Source organism: Clostridioides sp. ZZV14-6153, from assembly GCF_020657855.1.
Classification (GTDB): domain Bacteria; phylum Bacillota; class Clostridia; order Peptostreptococcales; family Peptostreptococcaceae; genus Clostridioides.
Map to the genome: position 1 here is coordinate 1 of NZ_JAGWCZ010000021.1, position 18223 is coordinate 18223.

Annotated in this window: 15 protein-coding genes; all 15 read right to left on the reverse strand. The window is 26.9% G+C overall.

Annotated features, from left to right (window positions below):
* Positions 1-215 precede the first annotated feature (215 nt).
* Complete coding sequence (locus tag KGF46_RS17805) at positions 216-1190, reverse strand: glucosaminidase domain-containing protein (protein WP_227862213.1); 975 nt, start codon at positions 1188-1190, stop codon at positions 216-218.
* Positions 1191-1313: 123 nt separating this feature from the next.
* Positions 1314-2423 (reverse strand): non-hydrolyzing UDP-N-acetylglucosamine 2-epimerase, encoded by a 1110-nt coding sequence (wecB, locus tag KGF46_RS17810; RefSeq protein ID WP_227850759.1) that lies wholly within the window; start codon positions 2421-2423, stop codon positions 1314-1316.
* Positions 2424-2480: 57 nt separating this feature from the next.
* Entirely contained in the window at positions 2481-3566 is a 1086-nt protein-coding gene (locus tag KGF46_RS17815; protein WP_227843017.1) for a glycoside hydrolase family 113, read from the reverse strand.
* A 37-nt stretch (positions 3567-3603) separates the two neighbouring features.
* Positions 3604-5685 (reverse strand): cellulose biosynthesis cyclic di-GMP-binding regulatory protein BcsB, encoded by a 2082-nt coding sequence (locus KGF46_RS17820; RefSeq protein ID WP_227850760.1) that lies wholly within the window; start codon positions 5683-5685, stop codon positions 3604-3606.
* 22 nt (positions 5686-5707) lie between these two features.
* Positions 5708-6964, reverse strand: coding sequence for a glycosyltransferase (locus KGF46_RS17825; RefSeq protein ID WP_227830095.1), 1257 nt, complete (start codon positions 6962-6964; stop codon positions 5708-5710).
* Positions 6965-7013: 49 nt separating this feature from the next.
* Entirely contained in the window at positions 7014-8678 is a 1665-nt protein-coding gene (locus tag KGF46_RS17830) for a polysaccharide deacetylase family protein (RefSeq protein WP_227850761.1), read from the reverse strand.
* Positions 8668-9516 carry a GGDEF domain-containing protein gene (locus tag KGF46_RS17835; protein WP_227830097.1) on the reverse strand — a complete coding sequence of 283 codons (849 nt, stop codon included), beginning with the start codon at positions 9514-9516 and terminating at the stop codon, positions 8668-8670. The genes KGF46_RS17830 and KGF46_RS17835 overlap by 11 nt, the downstream gene beginning before the upstream one ends.
* Before the next feature lie 341 nt (positions 9517-9857).
* Complete coding sequence (locus KGF46_RS17840; RefSeq protein WP_227862214.1) at positions 9858-10910, reverse strand: spermidine/putrescine ABC transporter substrate-binding protein; 1053 nt, start codon at positions 10908-10910, stop codon at positions 9858-9860.
* A complete protein-coding gene (locus tag KGF46_RS17845) occupies positions 10910-11584 on the reverse strand; it encodes an ABC transporter permease (RefSeq protein ID WP_227436781.1) in 675 nt (224 codons plus the stop codon). Before KGF46_RS17845 ends, KGF46_RS17840 begins: the two co-directional genes overlap by 1 nt.
* Positions 11585-11688: 104 nt before the next feature.
* Entirely contained in the window at positions 11689-12525 is an 837-nt protein-coding gene (locus KGF46_RS17850) for an ABC transporter permease (RefSeq protein WP_227830099.1), read from the reverse strand.
* 1 nt (position 12526) lies between these two features.
* On the reverse strand, positions 12527-13570 hold the full coding sequence (gene potA, locus KGF46_RS17855) for a spermidine/putrescine ABC transporter ATP-binding protein (RefSeq protein ID WP_227830100.1): 1044 nt from the start codon (positions 13568-13570) through the stop codon (positions 12527-12529).
* An 18-nt stretch (positions 13571-13588) separates the two neighbouring features.
* Positions 13589-14128, reverse strand: coding sequence for a helix-turn-helix domain-containing protein (locus tag KGF46_RS17860; protein ID WP_021383760.1), 540 nt, complete (start codon positions 14126-14128; stop codon positions 13589-13591).
* Positions 14129-14558: 430 nt separating this feature from the next.
* Positions 14559-15248 (reverse strand): hypothetical protein, encoded by a 690-nt coding sequence (locus KGF46_RS17865; protein ID WP_227850762.1) that lies wholly within the window; start codon positions 15246-15248, stop codon positions 14559-14561.
* A 349-nt stretch (positions 15249-15597) separates the two neighbouring features.
* On the reverse strand, positions 15598-17499 hold the full coding sequence (locus KGF46_RS17870; protein ID WP_227830102.1) for a CotH kinase family protein: 1902 nt from the start codon (positions 17497-17499) through the stop codon (positions 15598-15600).
* A gap of 16 nt (positions 17500-17515) precedes the next feature.
* Positions 17516-18190, reverse strand: a complete 675-nt coding sequence (locus KGF46_RS17875; protein WP_413841505.1) for a DUF4956 domain-containing protein — start codon at positions 18188-18190, stop codon at positions 17516-17518.
* Positions 18191-18223: the final 33 nt, after the last annotated feature.

Below are 18223 nucleotides of genomic sequence, written 5' to 3' on the forward strand. Positions count from 1 at the left end.
TTATCAAAATATCTGGCTTTATGGTTTGTTTCTTGTTTTATAAATTAACCTACTGTTTAATTTTCAAAGTTCATTTTGCTCTCTTTCGAGTACAGTAATAATAATATCACCTTTTAAATAACAAGTCAATACATTTTTTTATGTTTTTTTACATTTTTTCTATTCTTTTGTAAAAAACAAATTTATCTTGTTACACATTCATGTAGAATCAATACTTATTTTGTTTCTACTTTATTATCTATTAATTGTAAGTTATAACTTCTAATAACTTCTATCAGTAGTTCTGCATATATACGATTCCCACTTTTGTCTTCAGCTGTACTATATCCAGCATCTTCTAATGCTTGTGCTTGACTAATATAGTCTTTTGATTCAAACAATCCATTTTTTCTATACCTTTTATTATTCACTAAAAATAAACCATGGTCTTTTACAGAGTCCTCCAGTGAACCATATGACCTAAAACTTGCTACAATCTTTTCATTATAATGTTCAGAAGTTGAAATTGCTACACTTTTTCCCTTCCATGCTTTATCTGCCTTTATACCAAATAAATTATTACTTTGCTTTGTAAGTTTAGAATTACCCCACCCAGATTCTAATATTGCTTGTCCAATTGTTATAGATGGTAATATGCCATAATCGATATACTCTCTTATAGCTGAGTCTTCTAATTTCTTTATAAACTTAATTTTTTCATCACTATCTTTTAATTCTTTATTTCCAAGATACGTGTATTCTAAATCCTTCATGTATTTTTTTGCTCTACTTTTTTGAGAAGTGTCAAATTTCAATTCATTCAATACTTTATTAAACTTTTTTACCTTGTATACTTTTTCTCCCTTATCATTTTTGTCTTCTACTATAAATTTTTCACCGACATTTAATGTATCTTTCTTTTTTATATTACTTAAATCTTCATCATATATTACCATATCTATAGCAAGTAACTCCTTCCAGCTTAATTGAACTTTTCCGCCCCCTGCTTCATCAGCTACATCCATATAGTATTCAATTTTAGTAGTTTTTATATCTCTTACCTTGTATAAGTCTTCAAAATATTTTGTTATATTAAAAACAGCTATTATACTTGCTATTATAAATACAGTAATAAATATCTTTTTAAATATAAGCTTTAATCTTCTTATAATTTTATTTTTACCTAAATTTTTTATACATTTTCTAGCCATATTATTCCCCCTTGCTAATTGTATTCCTTATCTTATCATAATTTTTATATTAAGTGGTTATATTTTAATTCTATCTTATATATAAAATTTAAATTAAGTTAATAAAAGCTAATTTAAGTATCTTCAATTAAATTTTTTCACTATTACATCCACTATATACTTACTTGCATTTCCATCCCCATATGGATTAGACGCTTTACTCATTTGAATATAATTATTTCTATTTGTTAATAATTGTTTTACAGAATTATATATATTTTCTTCATTTGTACCTATTAATTTAAGTGTTTTTGCTTTAACACCTTCTATTCTTTCTGTCTTTTTTCTTAACACAAGTACTGGTTTTCCTAGTGATGGAGCTTCCTCTTGTATTCCTCCACTATCAGTCATTATCATATAGGATTTGTTTAAAAAATTATGAAAATCAACTACTTCCAAAGGCTCGATAATGTGAATTTTTTTAGAATTTTTCCCAAATACTTCACTAGCTATACTACGTATTTTAGGATTTAAATGTATAGGATATACTACCTGTACATCTTCAAATTCATCTACTATTCGTTTTACAGCTCTAAATATATTTCTCATGGGTTCTCCTAAGTTTTCTCTCCTATGAGAAGTCAATAAAATCATTCTGTCATCACCAAGCTTATCTATTATAGGATGAGTATAATTTTCTCTTATTGTCATCTTTAATGCATCAATTGCAGTATTACCTGTTACAAATATATTGTTTTCAGACTTTCCTTCTGAAATTAAGTTTTGTTTTGCCAAACTAGTAGGGGCAAAGTGTATATCAGCAATAATTCCTGTAAGCTGTCTATTTAGCTCTTCTGGAAATGGAAAATATTTATCATAAGTTCTAAGTCCTGCTTCTATATGACCCACTAGAATTTTACTATAAAATGCAGTTAAACTAGTAGCTAGAGTTGTCGTTGTATCTCCATGTACTAAGATTATGTCTGGCTTTTCTTTATCTATAATCATGGGAAGTTCATTTAAAACTTTACATGTTATATCATTTAAACTTTGCCCTTTTTTCATTATGTCTAAATCATAATCTACATTTATATTGAAAGTTTCTATAACCTGGTCAAGCATTTCTCTATGTTGTGCTGTCACACACACAATACTGTTTATATGCTCTCTTTTTTCAAGTTCCTTAATTAAAGGAGCTACTTTGATAGCTTCAGGTCTAGTTCCAAATACAGTCATAACCTTGATGTCATCCATTTATATCTCTCCTAATCAACTATTTATATACTATAATTGTCTATTTATATAACAAGTTTATTTATACCAAGATTTAATAATCTTTATACTCTCTTTTGATGGATAAAAGTTTTTTTCTTCATCAATTTTACCTACACAAAATACAGAAAAACCATTTATCCAATCTTCTTTTTCAAAAACTCGCCTATATGCTTCAAAGCATCTTGCTTGTTCTTCATCATTTATAATTTCTGAAGGAACATGATTCCATGGTTGAGAGCTTGCATTTTCTCTATTTGAAAAACCTAATTCTCCAAAAAATATCGGTTTACGATGAACCTTATAAAGATTATATAGTTCTTCTTTTATATTTTGTCCTCTATTATTCACAGTAGATGAATGTAGAGCAGAAACCAATTCATCAACTGTATTGACAGATTTATCACTTAACTCAAAATACGCTGCTATGGATATAAAGTCTAACTTATCAAAAAAATTATTATTTAGTTTTTGTTCATAAGATAATTTACTATTTAAATCACCTTTTCTCGTATACCACCAATTAGTTCTATATGTTACAAGACCATCAAATTTTGATTGTACAAAATCTATTATTTCACCCCAATTTTGTTGATATTCTTCTAAGTATACAAAATTAGAGCCTACATTTAAAACCTTTACATTCAATGGATTTGATACATCTTCTATAAGTTCATTTAATACAGTATTTTGCCAGTTATAAAAAAATCTTTTTTTATTCATAGGATTCCAATCGGTCTCATATAACTCTCCATTTTTTATCCATGGATATGCTTCTAATATTGTGGAAATACCCTTCTTATTTAATTTTTTTATTAGTTTAATTGCCTTTTTTTTGCTATTATTATCTATTGACATGATATCAGAATTAATATCATCCACATTTATAACTATAGGTACATTTATTGTATTCAATCCTAGCTTATCTATATCCTTCATAACTTGATTTATTTCATAATCTATAGATAAATTGGCTGATTTAATCTTGCCCTCATACTGGCTATTTACTAAACTTCTATTTTTTAATTCAACATTTACAAAATAAATTATAAATATAAAAGTTAAAATAATTCCTAAGATTAAAATATTTTTCTTAAATTTAAATTTGTTTACATTTTTATTCAAATCATATACCTCATTTTAAAATAATACGTTTACTGTATTATCTTCTTTTATATTTCTTAATAAATAACATTGATAGAATTACAGCTACAACTATAACAATAAAAGAAACAACAAAAAAAACTTTAGCTGTTTTACTTATATTCAATTCGCTACTCGAATCTTTTATTTCTTTATTTATTTTTGTATTATACGTTAAATCTTTTACTTCTCCATATTCATCAATTGTTAATGTATCTCCTTTTAAATCATTCACTTGACTTTTATTTAATAAATAATCCATTCCTAAATATAAATTTTTTTCATCTATTGAACTTATTACCATAATATTTTTTTGATTATTGTAAGGTGATTTTATCAATTGTATTGATGAAATATTTTTACCATAATCGTCAATAAAGCTTATCTTATCATTTGATAAAAAGTTAGAATAGTTTTTATTGAACTTTATATTTAAGTTGCTATTTATCATCTTTATAACAGAGCTGTTAAGTGGTACTCCAAAAACTATAATATTCGTATCTTTATATTTATTGCTAAACTCTTTACCTCTAATTACATTTATGTTTCCCTCATGCGAATTCATATTTGCACCTAAATTAACACCTAGTCTGGACATCCATGTCATTGCTTGGGACCCTGAATAATCTGGCATTATCACAGTTAAATCATTAAACTTATCATTCTTAACAAATGGATATGGATAACTTTCAAAACTCAGTGACTGATTCTCTTTTGTTGATAGTTCCAAATAAGAGCTATTTGACACATATGCCCAAGGATTATTACTTTCTCTTGTAACACAATTTAAATTTTTTATACTTAAATTAAACACCAGCTTAACTTGATAATAGTTTTTATTATCTATATCTTTAGGTATTTTTAATTCTAGTTTGTCATTATCTGAATATGCCCTATCTAATTTTTTACTTCCTACGACAACATCATTTATATACACTGTAACTAATGATTTGTCAAAATCCAAATTATCAGAATATCTTAAATTTAAAACAATCTTTGAGCCATTATCTAACTTTCTACCTTTTGGTATTCTAACATCAAATAAAGCTTGTTGACTAAATGCACCTTCCAGCAAAATATCTGTATATCCTAGGTCTTCTAAAGTCATATGACCTAAATTTAATTCTTGTTCACCAGCAGTCTTTATATTAGTATCTTTATTTACAAGTATTGATGATGATAAAATTTGATTAGAAAGTCTATTGTCTATCAATAAATTTGATGCTTTTATTAAATCTTCTTCATTACTACCTATTACTACTAACATCTTCTTATTATTGTTGTATGGAGAATTTATCTGTTTAATTATACAATTTGAAGATAATAAAGTTTGTTCCTTTGCACTTAGAATATTTAAAATTTCTTCTGCCGTATTTTCAGGTTTACCAATGTATATAATGTTATCATCTGACCAGTTCTTCATTTCTGAATATAATTTAACATCAAACTGTAACTTATCGTTCTGTGTTATTTTTCCAAATTCCGATGCTAAATTAAACACAGCTGTAGATTCACCCCTACTCATATTATCTGGAACTACTAAAGTTGTGTCTAATTTAAAATTTTCTTCAATTTCTATATATGGATATGGATACTCATTTATTGAATTGCCCAATTTTTTCTGCTTATATCTAATTGATGTATAAGATTCCTTATGAATAACCATCCAGTTTCCAGTGTTAGAATCATCTTGACATATTTTATCAGATATTGTTTTATATGCTTTTACTTTTATTTCATTATATCCTTGTATTATATATTCTTTTGGTATTAATACTTTTAGTGTATCTTTATAATCTTTTTTGGCATTTAGTTTAATTGATTTTATTGGTACATTATTTATTAAGATAGTTAAACTTGAAACATCTCCATTTAATATTTGACTCTTACTAAAATTAAGATTAAATGACACTTCCTCAACGTCCCAATTTTTGTTTACTTCAAAAAAAGTACTATTGCTCCCTATAACTCCATCAATAGTTACATCTCTTTCAAACTTATAATTTTTGACTTTAGTTTCATCAGCTTTTACTTCATCTACAAATGCGATATTTGAAAAAAACAATACTAAAGATACAATTAATACAACAAATTTTTTCATGTTAATACCTCCTGTACATGAATTAAAATCTTTCCGTTTTATACCATTTGACCTCTCTTTTAAAAATTATATCTTTTAAATACTCTACCATTCCTTTTATAGCAACAAATAGCCATAGTTGAGAATATGTAAAATACATAAGTGCTACTATAAATATATTCTCGATTGTAGCCTCACCTTTTTCTATAGTTAAGCTTATACTCACTTCTATGATAAATAAAATGTACGATAGTATCCATATTATGATAAAGTTGATTGGAATAGAAATCTCTATTAATTTAAATACACTTAAGACAAATAAAATATCTGAGATAATAACAGATGTTAAAAATAGAAAATATACAGAAAAAAAGTAGGCTATATCAAATACAATTTTATTTTTCCCTTGTTTAAATATATTTTTTATATATTTCATTAAAACGTATATATTACCTTTTGCCCATCTAGTCCTTTGCTTTATCCAAACTTTAATAGTTTCTGGTTCCTGCTCCCATGTTATTGACTGTGGCACAAGTTTTATCTTATATCCTAACTTATATATTCTAAAGCTAATTTCTGTATCTTCTGCAATTGCTTTGCTATCCCATCCCCCAATTTCTTCTATAATACTTTTTCTCAATATAAAGTTAGTTCCTGGTATTGTACATAAATTAAATAATTGCCATCTACCAGCTTGAGACATCCATTGAAAGCTTAAAGTTTCTATATTTATAAATTTCGTCAATAGATTTTTACTTTTATTTCTGGTTCTAAACTTTCCAATAACAGCACCTAATTCATCATCTAGAACTATTGTTTGTATTAAATACCTAAGTGCATCTCTATCTGGAGTATTATCTGCATCATAGACTGCTATAAACTCTCCTTTTGAAATTTTATATCCAATATTTAATGCATTTGATTTTCCCTTACCTCCAGTTATGCTATCTGTATTTATAATAGTAAAATTATAATTTTTATATTTATTCTTTATGCTTTCTAAAATTTCTCTACTATTATCAGAAGAATTGTCATTTATCACAATAAGTTCCATTTTATCTTTAGGATAATTAAGTAGTAGTAAAGATTCCACAGTCCTACCTATTACCTTGGCTTCATTATGAGCAGGAACAAGTATTGATACCATTGGATATCTATCAATTTTTTTTATTTTTTTATCAAAGTTCCTAAAATAAAATAAATACCCCCCCATAGCTAAAACTATATTTATAAGTAGTAAAGACCATATACTAAATAAACTAAATATAAATAGATACTCTGATACATTTAATCCTCTCATAAAATTCTCCTAAAATCTTTTTAAATCTTAGAACTTAATCTAAAATTTTTTATTTTAAAAATTTCTTTTTGTCTATTTTTTTAAAATACATAAATATAATTACAAAAACTAAAACACTTATGGATACTATTGATATTAAGATTTTGCTGATTTTAGATATAGATTTAAACCTAGTTTCATCTTCTTTATTTTTTTCTAAATTTCTATCATAGTTGACTTTAATTTCATTACCATCATTTCTTATTTGTATCTCATCAACCTTTACCCAATTATCAAAATCTCTTAAATCCATAAACTCTATATTTTGTTTTTCTAGGTATTCTATTGTATCTTTCAAATATTTTATATCTAAATACGAATGAAAGAAAAAACCGCCACTAAAGCCTCTGACAATAGATACTGTATCTAAATTTTCTTTTATATTTTGAAAAGTAAACTTATCCTCTGGGTCTATATATCCCAAATTCTCAGGTACAAATATATTAAACTCTTCTGTATCCCTAATAACATAGGGATATGTATTTGTGCTAAATTTTTTATCATTATTTTGATGTTGTCCTACATAAGTAGAAAAATATTTTTTTAATTCTTTATATCCTTCAGATTCTATTGCATAATGAGGAGCTTCAAATGCAAGAGGATAAATCCCATTTTCTATACATATTCTAAGCCCTTTTAAAACTCTATCTTTCACAAAAATTGTCATATTTTCTTTTAATGGAGCATCTTTTTCCCCATCCCAAAATTCATATCCTTCTCCAGAAACTTCTTCATTTTTATATTGATGAGTGTATCCATGTAATATCACTGTACCACCCTTATCTTGCATGTATTTTACTGCTTTAACAATCTCAGGGCTTTCTGATAAAGTAGTTATTCTATGATTTTTAGGATTTACATAAGCTGGTATTAAAGCAATTGTAAATGGTATGTTCTTATTGCTTAAATAATCAGCTATTTTTATTAATTCTTTTGGTTCTCTAAATGCATGTACATCTTCTATTCTTACAAATATGCGACCATTATTGAAGGTTTCAATATCAAACACATCATTTAGTGAATCACAAAATATATAAAATAAAACACCATCTAAATCCAACTTTGACACATAGAAAAGATTTTTGTCATTTACAATATACGGATATTCATTTACTGTATCACTAATAGTTCCTATAATTTTATTGCTTTTATCTGTTGATTTTACAATATTAAATAAATGGTGTTCATCTAAGTTATACTCTTTACCTTTATAGGTTACACTGTTTATATTATTTGTTTTTTTTACATATTCTAAATTATATTTCTTATATTCCAACAGATTTTCTATACCATACCCTAACCAACAGATGACTCCTTTATAGGAATCTAATGAATTAATTAAGATGTTAGTTTTTTCATCATTAATATATGAATTTTCATTTATCCCTATAATAAATATATGACTATAATAAGTTTTATTTATCTCATTATCATAGTTGCTTAATTTTAATAACTCGATATTTGAGCTAAATCTACTTAATAGAGTTCTTACAATTTTCAATATGTCTTGATTGTAAGATGTTTCTTTCTTAGAATCATAAATAACCAATACCTTATTTGTATTAGAATAAGTTTCTAGTGCATATGAGTGTATATTAAAATTTGACATTATCAATACTATTAAAAGCACAATTAATACTTTAGATAAATTTTTATTGTAAGTTTTAAACATCATACTGCAATTCCTCTTCAACCATATTTTTAAAATTTATACTATCTCCAAAAGTATCTCTATACTCTAAAATTGCAATTTTCACATCTATATTTACATATTTTCCTTTATCATTTAAATCTAAGTTTAACTCTTTTATCCTCTTCTTTATTCTATCTCTAACAACCTTTGAACCTTCTAATGCTGTGTTTGGCATCAGTATTCCTATCATATCTTTTTGTAAACTGTATATTATATCTTCATTTCTTGTACACTCTACAATATTTGAACTAATATATTTTACTATTTTGTTAGTTTTACTTTCACCAAATATAGTCTGTAGGTTTTCATAATATGGTAGTTTTACTATCATAAGAGAAAAAGTAGTAGTATGTCTGACTGACTTACTTATTTCCATATTTACATCATTATAAAAAATTTTTAAGTTTCTAAGCCCAGTTTCATTATCTATAGTTACTAGTTCCTCATATTGTTCAGTTAATTTTATATTTGTAAGTTGTAATTCATTTATATTTTTATTTATATTTCCCATTATAATTGAAGATATTGGTACTGCTATTATCCATATATATGATATAAACTCAATATCTATATTATGAGTAATATTGTTATATAAAATATAGGACGTATATATAAATATAATTATTGAACTTGTTATTAAACCAACTACTGAGTTTGATAAATAAGTTAACATTATTATAAAAAAAATAACTGATAACATTATAAATACATTCAATTTATTTTCTGTTCTAATAGATAGTATTACTATCCCAACAATTAAAAATATAAAAACAAACAAACTTAACATTAATAAATCTATCTTTTTATTTGTCCCATTCATTTTTTATAAATTTACACCTCCAATTATTTTATTAAGTTGCCCATTTTTTCTAATTATTATTAAAATCAATATGCAAATAATTTTTTAACTTAGTAAAAATAAATTAAATTATATATGTATATAAATAATAAAAAAACAAACAAATATTTAACATTAATGTTCTCTATTTGCTTATCTTCAAAATAATTATCATGTATGTATTCATAGTAAATAAATTATATATATCTATAACATATACATATATAGATATAAGTAAAAAAAATAAAACTGTTCAATAATTAGAAAATAATTTCTAAATAAGAACAGTTTTATTAAGTAAATATTATTAAATAAATAATACTCTATTTTGATTTTAACTCTATCCAAGCTTTATCGTATAACTTGATATTTTCACCAATATCTTCAAAAGTTTCACATTTAGCAAGCACATCTTTAGATGGATATGCAACAGGATTGCTAGTTATTTCTGGGTCCAATAACTTTAGTGCTCCTGTATTAGGTGTTGAATATCCAATGTATTCAGCATTTACTTTTGCATTTTCTGGGTCTAACAAGAAGTTTATAAATAACTCAGCTTCTTTTTTATTTTGTGCTGTTGTAGGTACACACATAGCATCCACCCACTTGTTCGTACCTTCTTTAGGTATAGCATAGTCAAGGTCAGGATTTTGATCCATCAATGTAACTGCATCTCCAGAATACAACATCCCCATTGAGACTTCTCCACCTAATAATCTGTCTTTTCCTTCATCGTTTACATATGCTAGGACTAAATCCTTCTGCTTTATTAAAAGATTTTTTGCTTCATTTATTTCTTTTGGATTTACACTATTCATACTGTATCCTAATTTTTTAAGAGTTATCCCTATAGTATCTCTAACAGAGTCAAACATCATCATGTTTCCTTTGTATTTTGGATTCCAAAGTATATTCCAACTATCTATAGGCTCTTTAACTTCTTTTTTATTATATAATATTCCAAGAGTACCCCACATATATGCAACACTATATTCGTTAGTTTCATCATATACAGGATTTAAAAAACTCTTATCTAAATACTTCATATTAGGTATGTTTTTAAAATCTATTTTTTCCAAAAGACCTTCATTTTTCATTTTTTCCACCATATAATCCGATGGAAAAACTAAATCATAATGAGTACTACCACTCTTAACCTTTTGATACATCATTTCATTAGTATCATAAGTTGAATATTGAACTTCTATTCCTGTTTCTTTTTCAAACTTATCTATAAGAGATTCATCTATATAATCACCAACATTATATACATTTAGAACCTTTGTAGAATCTGTTGATTTATTGCATCCTGTAAATAAAGTAGCTGTAATCATACCTACAGTTACAAGGGATATTATTTTCTTAAACTTAATCATTATTTAGTCCCCCTTACTATAGATTCTTTTTTATTAGCCAATAGAAGTAATCCTAAAACCACTGCAAACATTATCGTTGATAATGCATTTATTTCAGGCTTTATACCTCTTCGAGCCATTCCATAGATTTCTATAGAAAGATTACTTACACCATTTCCAGCATTAAAGAAACTTATTATAAAGTCGTCTATTGACATAGTAAATGCAATTAAAAATCCAGAAACTATACCTGGTTTTATTTGTGGTAAAATTACTTTTCTAAGAGCATACATAGGTGTTGCTCCCAAGTCCATAGCTGCATCTTCTATATTATCAGGTAATTGCTTCATTTTTGGTAAAACTGAAAGTATAACATATGGCAAACAAAACATTATATGTGCTAATAACATTGTTGTAAAACCAAATTCCATTTTTACAAATACAAATAGACTCATAAGGGCTACTGCTGTAACTATTTCTGTATTTAAAATAGGAAGGTAGTTTACATTCAGTATTAATTTTTTACTCTTCCCTCTCATCTTATGTATTCCTATAGCACTTATAGTTCCTACTATTGTTGATATTACGGATGCTAATATAGCTATCACAACAGTGTAATATAAAGCACTCATTATACTTTCATTTTGAAGTAATTGACCATACCACTTCCATGTAAATCCATTCCATCTTGCCATTGATTTTGAATCATTAAAAGAAAATAGTACCAATGCAAATATGGGTGCATACAAAAATAAGAATACTAATGCTAAATATATATTAGAAGTTATTTTCTTTAATTTTAAAATAGTAACCCACCACCTTCTTTGTCAGATTCATCTCCAAATTTTGACATTATCGACATGGATATTAATATTACTATCATCATAAATATTGATATAGCTGAGCCAAAGTTCCAATCTCCAACAACTGTGAATTGTTGTTCAATCAAATCTCCAACTAACATTATTTTGCCTCCACCTAGCAGTCTTGATATTGCAAAAGTAGTAACTGCTGGCATAAATACCATAGTTATTCCAGACATTACCCCAGGCAGACTCAAAGGAAATATAATTTTTCTAAATACTGTCATGTTATTTGCACCTAAGTCATGAGCAGCATTTATTAAATCATTATCCATCTTTGAAAGTGCTGTATATATTGGAAGAACCATAAATGGTAAAAAGTTATATACCATACCTAAAAGTATAGCAACATTAGTATACAAAATTGCTAATGGCTGTATTCCAAACCATCCTAAAAACGTATTTAAAAGTCCATTTTTTCCTAATATAGCTACCCATGCATATGTTCTTAAAAGAAAGTTCATCCACATAGGAAGAATAAACAACAGTATTAATGAACCTCTTCTACTTACATGAGCTTTTGAGATTATATATGCCACTGGATAACCAACTACAAGACATATCAATGTAGCTACTCCTGCTAAAAGAATAGAGCGAGCAAATACTTTAATATATATAGGGTCTATTACTTCTTTATAATTCTCAAGTGTAAACACATAACCTGTACTTGAGTCTTTTGTAAAACTGAAAAATACTACTAGTATTAAAGGAATTATTACAAATATCGCACTCCAAACTACATATGGATATGCTAAAAAAGATTTCTTCTTCATATTAGTTACTCTCTTTTCTCATTATATGGATGTCTTCTGGATATATATCCATGCCTAGTTCTACTCCAACTTCAGCATTTTTGGTATTATGAAGTATCCACAATCTTCCATTTTCATTTAATTCTATTTCATAGTGCACTCCTTTAAATACTGTAGATGTAACTTTCCCCTTTAACATTCCTTCTTCTGGCTTTACCATTTTTATATCTTCTGGTCTTATTACTACTTCTATATTTTCATTTTTTTCAAATCCTTTATCTACGCATTCAAACTCTCTCTTACAGAAATTTACTTTATAATCTTCCATCATAATTCCATCAAATATATTACTTTCACCTATAAACTTCGCTACAAATGAATTTTTAGGTTCATTGTATATGTCTTGAGGTGTACCCATTTGTTGTATTTTACCTTTATACATTACAACAATAGTATCTGACATAGTAAGAGCTTCTTCTTGGTCATGAGTTACAAATACAAATGTTATTCCTAACTTTTTTTGAATTCTTTTTAATTCTATTTGCATTTCTTGTCTTAATTTTAAATCTAATGCTCCAAGTGGCTCATCTAACAACAACACTTTTGGTTCATTTACTAAAGCTCTTGCTATTGCAATTCTTTGTTGTTGACCTCCACTTAATGAGTCTACTTGTCGTCTTTCAAATCCTTCTAATGCAACAAGTTTTAAAACTTCTTTTACTTTAGTATCTATTATATCTTTTGGAGTTTTTTTAATTTTCAAGCCAAAAGCTACATTTTCATATACATCCATGTGTGGAAATAAAGCATATTTTTGAAAGACTGTATTTACTTGTCTTTCATATGGTGGTAAATTATTTATTTCTTTACCTTCAAATAAAACTTTGCCATCATCAGCATACTCAAACCCTGCTATTATTTTTAATGTAGTAGTCTTTCCACATCCACTTGGCCCAAGTAAAGTTAAAAACTCATTTTTCTTTATATCTAAATTGAAATTATCTAAAACAGTAAGTTCCTCATAATGCTTAGATATATCTCTTAATTCTATTATATTTTCTACCAATTATTAAACACCTCTATTCTAAAATGATGGTGGCGTACTTACCCAAATCACTTTTGCTGTCGTTTTTCCTTCGTTTGATATATAGTGATTTGCTCTTGGTCTAAAGTAAAAGCTTTCTCCTTTTTTTACCTTATTTTTCTTTTCGCCTATATGAACATATATTGAACCTGCTAGTACATATCCAAATTCTTCACCTTCATGTGGCTTTTCTTCTTTATATTGTCCACCTGGATACAATGTTATTATTATTGGCTCCATTTCATTTTTTTGTGAATTTGGAATTAACCACTTTAATTTATATTTTAAGTCCTCATCTTCAGTTTCAAACATGTCTTCTTTTGTAAAACTAATTCTTTCGTCATCTATTTCATTAAAAAATTCCCTTAAATTTGTACCTAATATCTCAAGTATATCTATAAGGGTAGCTATGGATGGTGATGTTAAGTTATTTTCTAGTTGAGAAATAAATCCTTTTGACAATTCACATCTATTAGCTAACTCTTCCTGGGTCAGTTGTTTTTCTGTTCTTAATCTTTTTATCTTTTCACCTATATCCATGTTGCACCTCCTAATTTGTGTTTTATTTTACTAAACATTTTGTTTACTAAACATTGAGTTTAAAATTTGTAAACAACATAGGTAATTATATATAAAATTCAGATATAATACAAGACTTTTTTGCTAATTTTTTTATTTTTTTAGTTAGAATAAATACAAGTATTTTAAAGGCTTTGAAAATACACAATTTGAATGTGTTTATATTAATATCTATAAAGTTTAGTATCTCTAATTATAAATAAATCAATTCATCTAACATATATAAAAGCTTTTAAGGTCTTAGAATATGTTAAGTAAATAAAAAATTGCTAAAAATCTATATTTTATAGTTTTTTAGCAATCCATATCTTTTAATATTTGAAATTTTATATATTTACAAGAAAATTTTTATTTATAATTACTATATACTCTTAATTAATTCTTTATAGGACTATTTAGCCATATTTTGAGTGGCAGGTTTTTTATCTCCACTCATATATAATTTTATAAATTTTATATCATCTATTATAAATCTATGTTTAATTTTACTACAATCTAATTTAAACAAATTAAATAATATTTGTGTAAGATATCCTAGGCCAAATGCACTTATTATAGTTCCTATACCAACTTTTCCACCTAAGAAAAATCCAACTATTAATGCACCAACTTCTATAGTTCCTCTTATTAAGTTAAGTGATTTTCCTGTTTTCTTTTGAAGAGCAACCATCAAACCATCTCTAGGTCCACTTCCTAGACCACTTCCCATATAAAATACCATTCCAAGAGCTACAAGCCCCAAACCTAAAATCAACATAATTATTCCTATTAATACACTATCAGTCTTTGGAATTAAGTTAGTGTATAGAAGTAAATCCATAAAAAAGCCAATTAATAACATATTAAATACAGTTCCCCATCCTACATTTTCACCAAGAATAACATCAGCTATAACTACTATAGAGCCTACAATTATAGAGGCAGTCCCTATAGTTATTCCTACATGATTTGAAAGACCTTGATGAAACACATCCCAAGGAGATAAACCAAGGTTACAATTTATCGTCAATACTATACCAATTGAACATATAAATAGACCTAAAACCAGCTTTGAAAATTTCCATAATACTTTTTGTAACAAAATCTACCCCTCCTAAACATAATTTAACTACTCACCTTAAATACCAAAAGTCAGCAGTTTTCATACAAAAATCCTATTTTATAAATTTTATAATACAACTCTATGATACATCATTTTATGCTAAATAACTACCATTTTATTACAATTTGGTTACAAATTTTCAGATTATTTTTTCGAAGAGATAATTTATATATTTCTATGTTGAAATTCTATATTTTAAAATCTTTTTTAGGCCTATTTATAATGAAATAGTAAAACCTAATGTGAGATTTTAAATTAATATAAAGCAAAAAAATACTGTTAAGAAAGTAGTTGCACTTAACAGTATCAGTATTTATCTATTTTTATTTTATTTTGACTTTATAAATTTTCTTCTATTTATTTTTGATATACATACTAACATAACCGACATAACTAACATAGAAGTTCCGCCTAAAACCAATTTAGAGCATGCTGTTGTTTTACTCATAGAACCTCCTCCTTTGCCTCCAAAGTTTCCAGCTTCTTTTGGACTACCTTGATTTCTATCCATTTTCATATTACCATTTTGCTTATTATTCGTATCGCCTTTATCCATATTTCCCATACCTGGCGGCGTATTACCATCCATTCCTTCAGGTGGTTCTGGCATTCCATTCATACCTTCATCAGCTTCTTTCATGTCTTTATTATCACTTGAATTCTCACTATCAGAGGTTTCCTTCGTTGAAGAAGACTCTCCACTTAATTGAGCTTTTATTGTTTTACTCATACTTTCTGCTACCTCTAAAACTCCTGGTATTGATTTTCCTCCTTTACCCATAGGACTTTCTAAATTTTCTTTACTCTTATCGTCACTTTCATTGTTATTTGTACTATCTTTGTTATTTGTATTATTCTTATCTTCATTATTGTCTACAGCTTGACTATCTGCATTATTTTTAGTTTCACTTAAAGTAAGTTCCGCATTGACTTCTTTTTCATCACTTTTATTTTCGTTATTTTCATCATTAGAATCTTTATTATTAAATTCTTGATTGCCAAAGCCCTTATTACCACCTTTATCATCATTAGAACTTTCAATTGAAGATGTTATATTTTTTTCAAATTCTTCATATGTATAAAATGCTGTTGGGTCTTCTTTTACATATGATACTATTAAGTCATGTACTTTTGTTGTCATATTTTCTAGATAATCTGAACCTAAATATTTTGTTACTATCTCTTCTAGATATTCATGGTATTTTGTTTTATATGTCTCATTTTTTAATAATGCAGATATTAGAGGTCTGTCTTCTAAATTACTTGTCGTTGGTTCATCAATATATATTGATTGCCCATCTCCGCTTTTACCAGTACCACCAAACCCACCAAATGACATATTAAAATCCCATGGTAACATAGAAAATACTCCATCTTGCTCATACAGATAGTAATTGTGAGCAAAATTACCTTGATAGCTATCGAGATTTAACAAAGCTGTATTTATTGCTATATTTTTAAGAACAGAATCTACATCAAGATACTTTTCAATGTCTTCACCTGTATCTAGAGATTTTAATAGTTTTGTGACCTTAGACCAATCAGCTGTTTTTTTATCACTTTCAACGATTAAATTTGAATAACTTTCTGAATCATCTCCATTGTACTGCAATGAAGCGCCTTCATCAGACTTGTATAAATCACCTGTTACATCTCCAAAGTTATTTTCAAGATAAGATTCTTTTAATCCTTCCACTGCTAAATATAAACCATGATATTCACCATTTATAGAAACCTTTGCATATGCAAATTCTGGAGTAGCTAATCCCATATCTTCACAAATACTATATGTTATAAACTCTCTCATATAAGAGGGGTCAGAGTAACAGTTATTAAGATTTAATTGAGTAAGCCCTTCCATACTTTTACTAGTGTTATATTTATCAAAATTAATCTTATAACTATATCTATCACTATCACTATTTGCTACAGATGTAAGACTTGAATTTCCTTTAGTCCTGATTCCAACATTTCCATATGCATCACCATCTACGGTTACTTTTGCAACTTTAAATTCTTCTTTTATAGCATTTTCATTCATATCTTTTAAATCACTATCATCTATTTCTATATTAATTTCCATAACTTTATCTCTATCAAAATATTTTTCAATATACGCATCACTATATAAATCAACACCTTTATTTCCAGATATACTGTATATTCCAACTATTGCGCATAAAAATACAACCATAAATGAGATAAGAAGGGTAAGTTTTTTATCTTTCATAAAAGATTACTCCTCTCTATGCTACATAATCACCATTGTAACTTACAAGAACTGCATTAGTAACTCCATCTACTTGACTTAAATCATTTATAAGACTTGTTTCTCCATCTTTCATTCTAACTTCAAACACCAACTCTATTCCTTTTTCTGGTGTCACGCTCTTTGATTTTATTTGATATTTAGAAAATACCCTTTTGATTTTGTCAGTTGCAATGTCTTCTGAATCTTCATTATTACAATTTACCATTAATATATATGGTGTTTCAGAGATTGTTTTGTTTGAAAAGAAGATTAAAATTAATCCCATAATTACTGAACCCATTACAGCTAATGGAATTAAACCTGCACCCAAAACTATACCTGAACCCAATGACCAAAATAGAAATACTAAATCCATTGGGTCTTTAATTGCTGTTCTAAATCTTACTATAGATAAAGCCCCAACCATACCTAGAGATAAGACTACATTTGATGTAACTGCCAATATTACAAAAGTTGTAAGCATAGTGAGTGCTACAAGTGATACATTAAATGGTCGAGAGTACATAATTCCCATATATGTCTTCTTATAAACCATATATATAAACAAACCTACTAAAAATGCTGAGCCTAGAGCTAAAGCACTATCCACAAATGAAAAACCTGATACGTTTTCTATAAAACTTGACTTAAAAATATCGTTAAATGTCATAATTAAAATCATCCTTCCTATTTCTTCGTTTTT

Excerpts from the sequence above, each read along its gene's own strand:
- KGF46_RS17825 (WP_227830095.1), bottom strand. The coding sequence starts at position 6,964 with ATGAGAGGATTAAATGTATCAGAGTATCTATTTATATTTAGTTTATTT.
- wecB (WP_227850759.1), bottom strand. The coding sequence starts at position 2,423 with ATGGATGACATCAAGGTTATGACTGTATTTGGAACTAGACCTGAAGCT.
- KGF46_RS17875 (WP_413841505.1), bottom strand. The coding sequence starts at position 18,190 with ATGACATTTAACGATATTTTTAAGTCAAGTTTTATAGAAAACGTATCA.
- KGF46_RS17840 (WP_227862214.1), bottom strand. The coding sequence starts at position 10,910 with ATGATTAAGTTTAAGAAAATAATATCCCTTGTAACTGTAGGTATGATT.
- KGF46_RS17850 (WP_227830099.1), bottom strand. The coding sequence starts at position 12,525 with ATGAAGAAGAAATCTTTTTTAGCATATCCATATGTAGTTTGGAGTGCG.
- KGF46_RS17845 (WP_227436781.1), bottom strand. The coding sequence starts at position 11,584 with ATGGCAAGATGGAATGGATTTACATGGAAGTGGTATGGTCAATTACTT.
- KGF46_RS17820 (WP_227850760.1), bottom strand. The coding sequence starts at position 5,685 with ATGAAAAAATTTGTTGTATTAATTGTATCTTTAGTATTGTTTTTTTCA.
- KGF46_RS17830 (WP_227850761.1), bottom strand. The coding sequence starts at position 8,678 with ATGATGTTTAAAACTTACAATAAAAATTTATCTAAAGTATTAATTGTG.
- KGF46_RS17870 (WP_227830102.1), bottom strand. The coding sequence starts at position 17,499 with ATGAAAGATAAAAAACTTACCCTTCTTATCTCATTTATGGTTGTATTT.
- KGF46_RS17860 (WP_021383760.1), bottom strand. The coding sequence starts at position 14,128 with ATGGATATAGGTGAAAAGATAAAAAGATTAAGAACAGAAAAACAACTG.
- KGF46_RS17805 (WP_227862213.1), bottom strand. The coding sequence starts at position 1,190 with ATGGCTAGAAAATGTATAAAAAATTTAGGTAAAAATAAAATTATAAGA.
- KGF46_RS17835 (WP_227830097.1), bottom strand. The coding sequence starts at position 9,516 with ATGAATGGGACAAATAAAAAGATAGATTTATTAATGTTAAGTTTGTTT.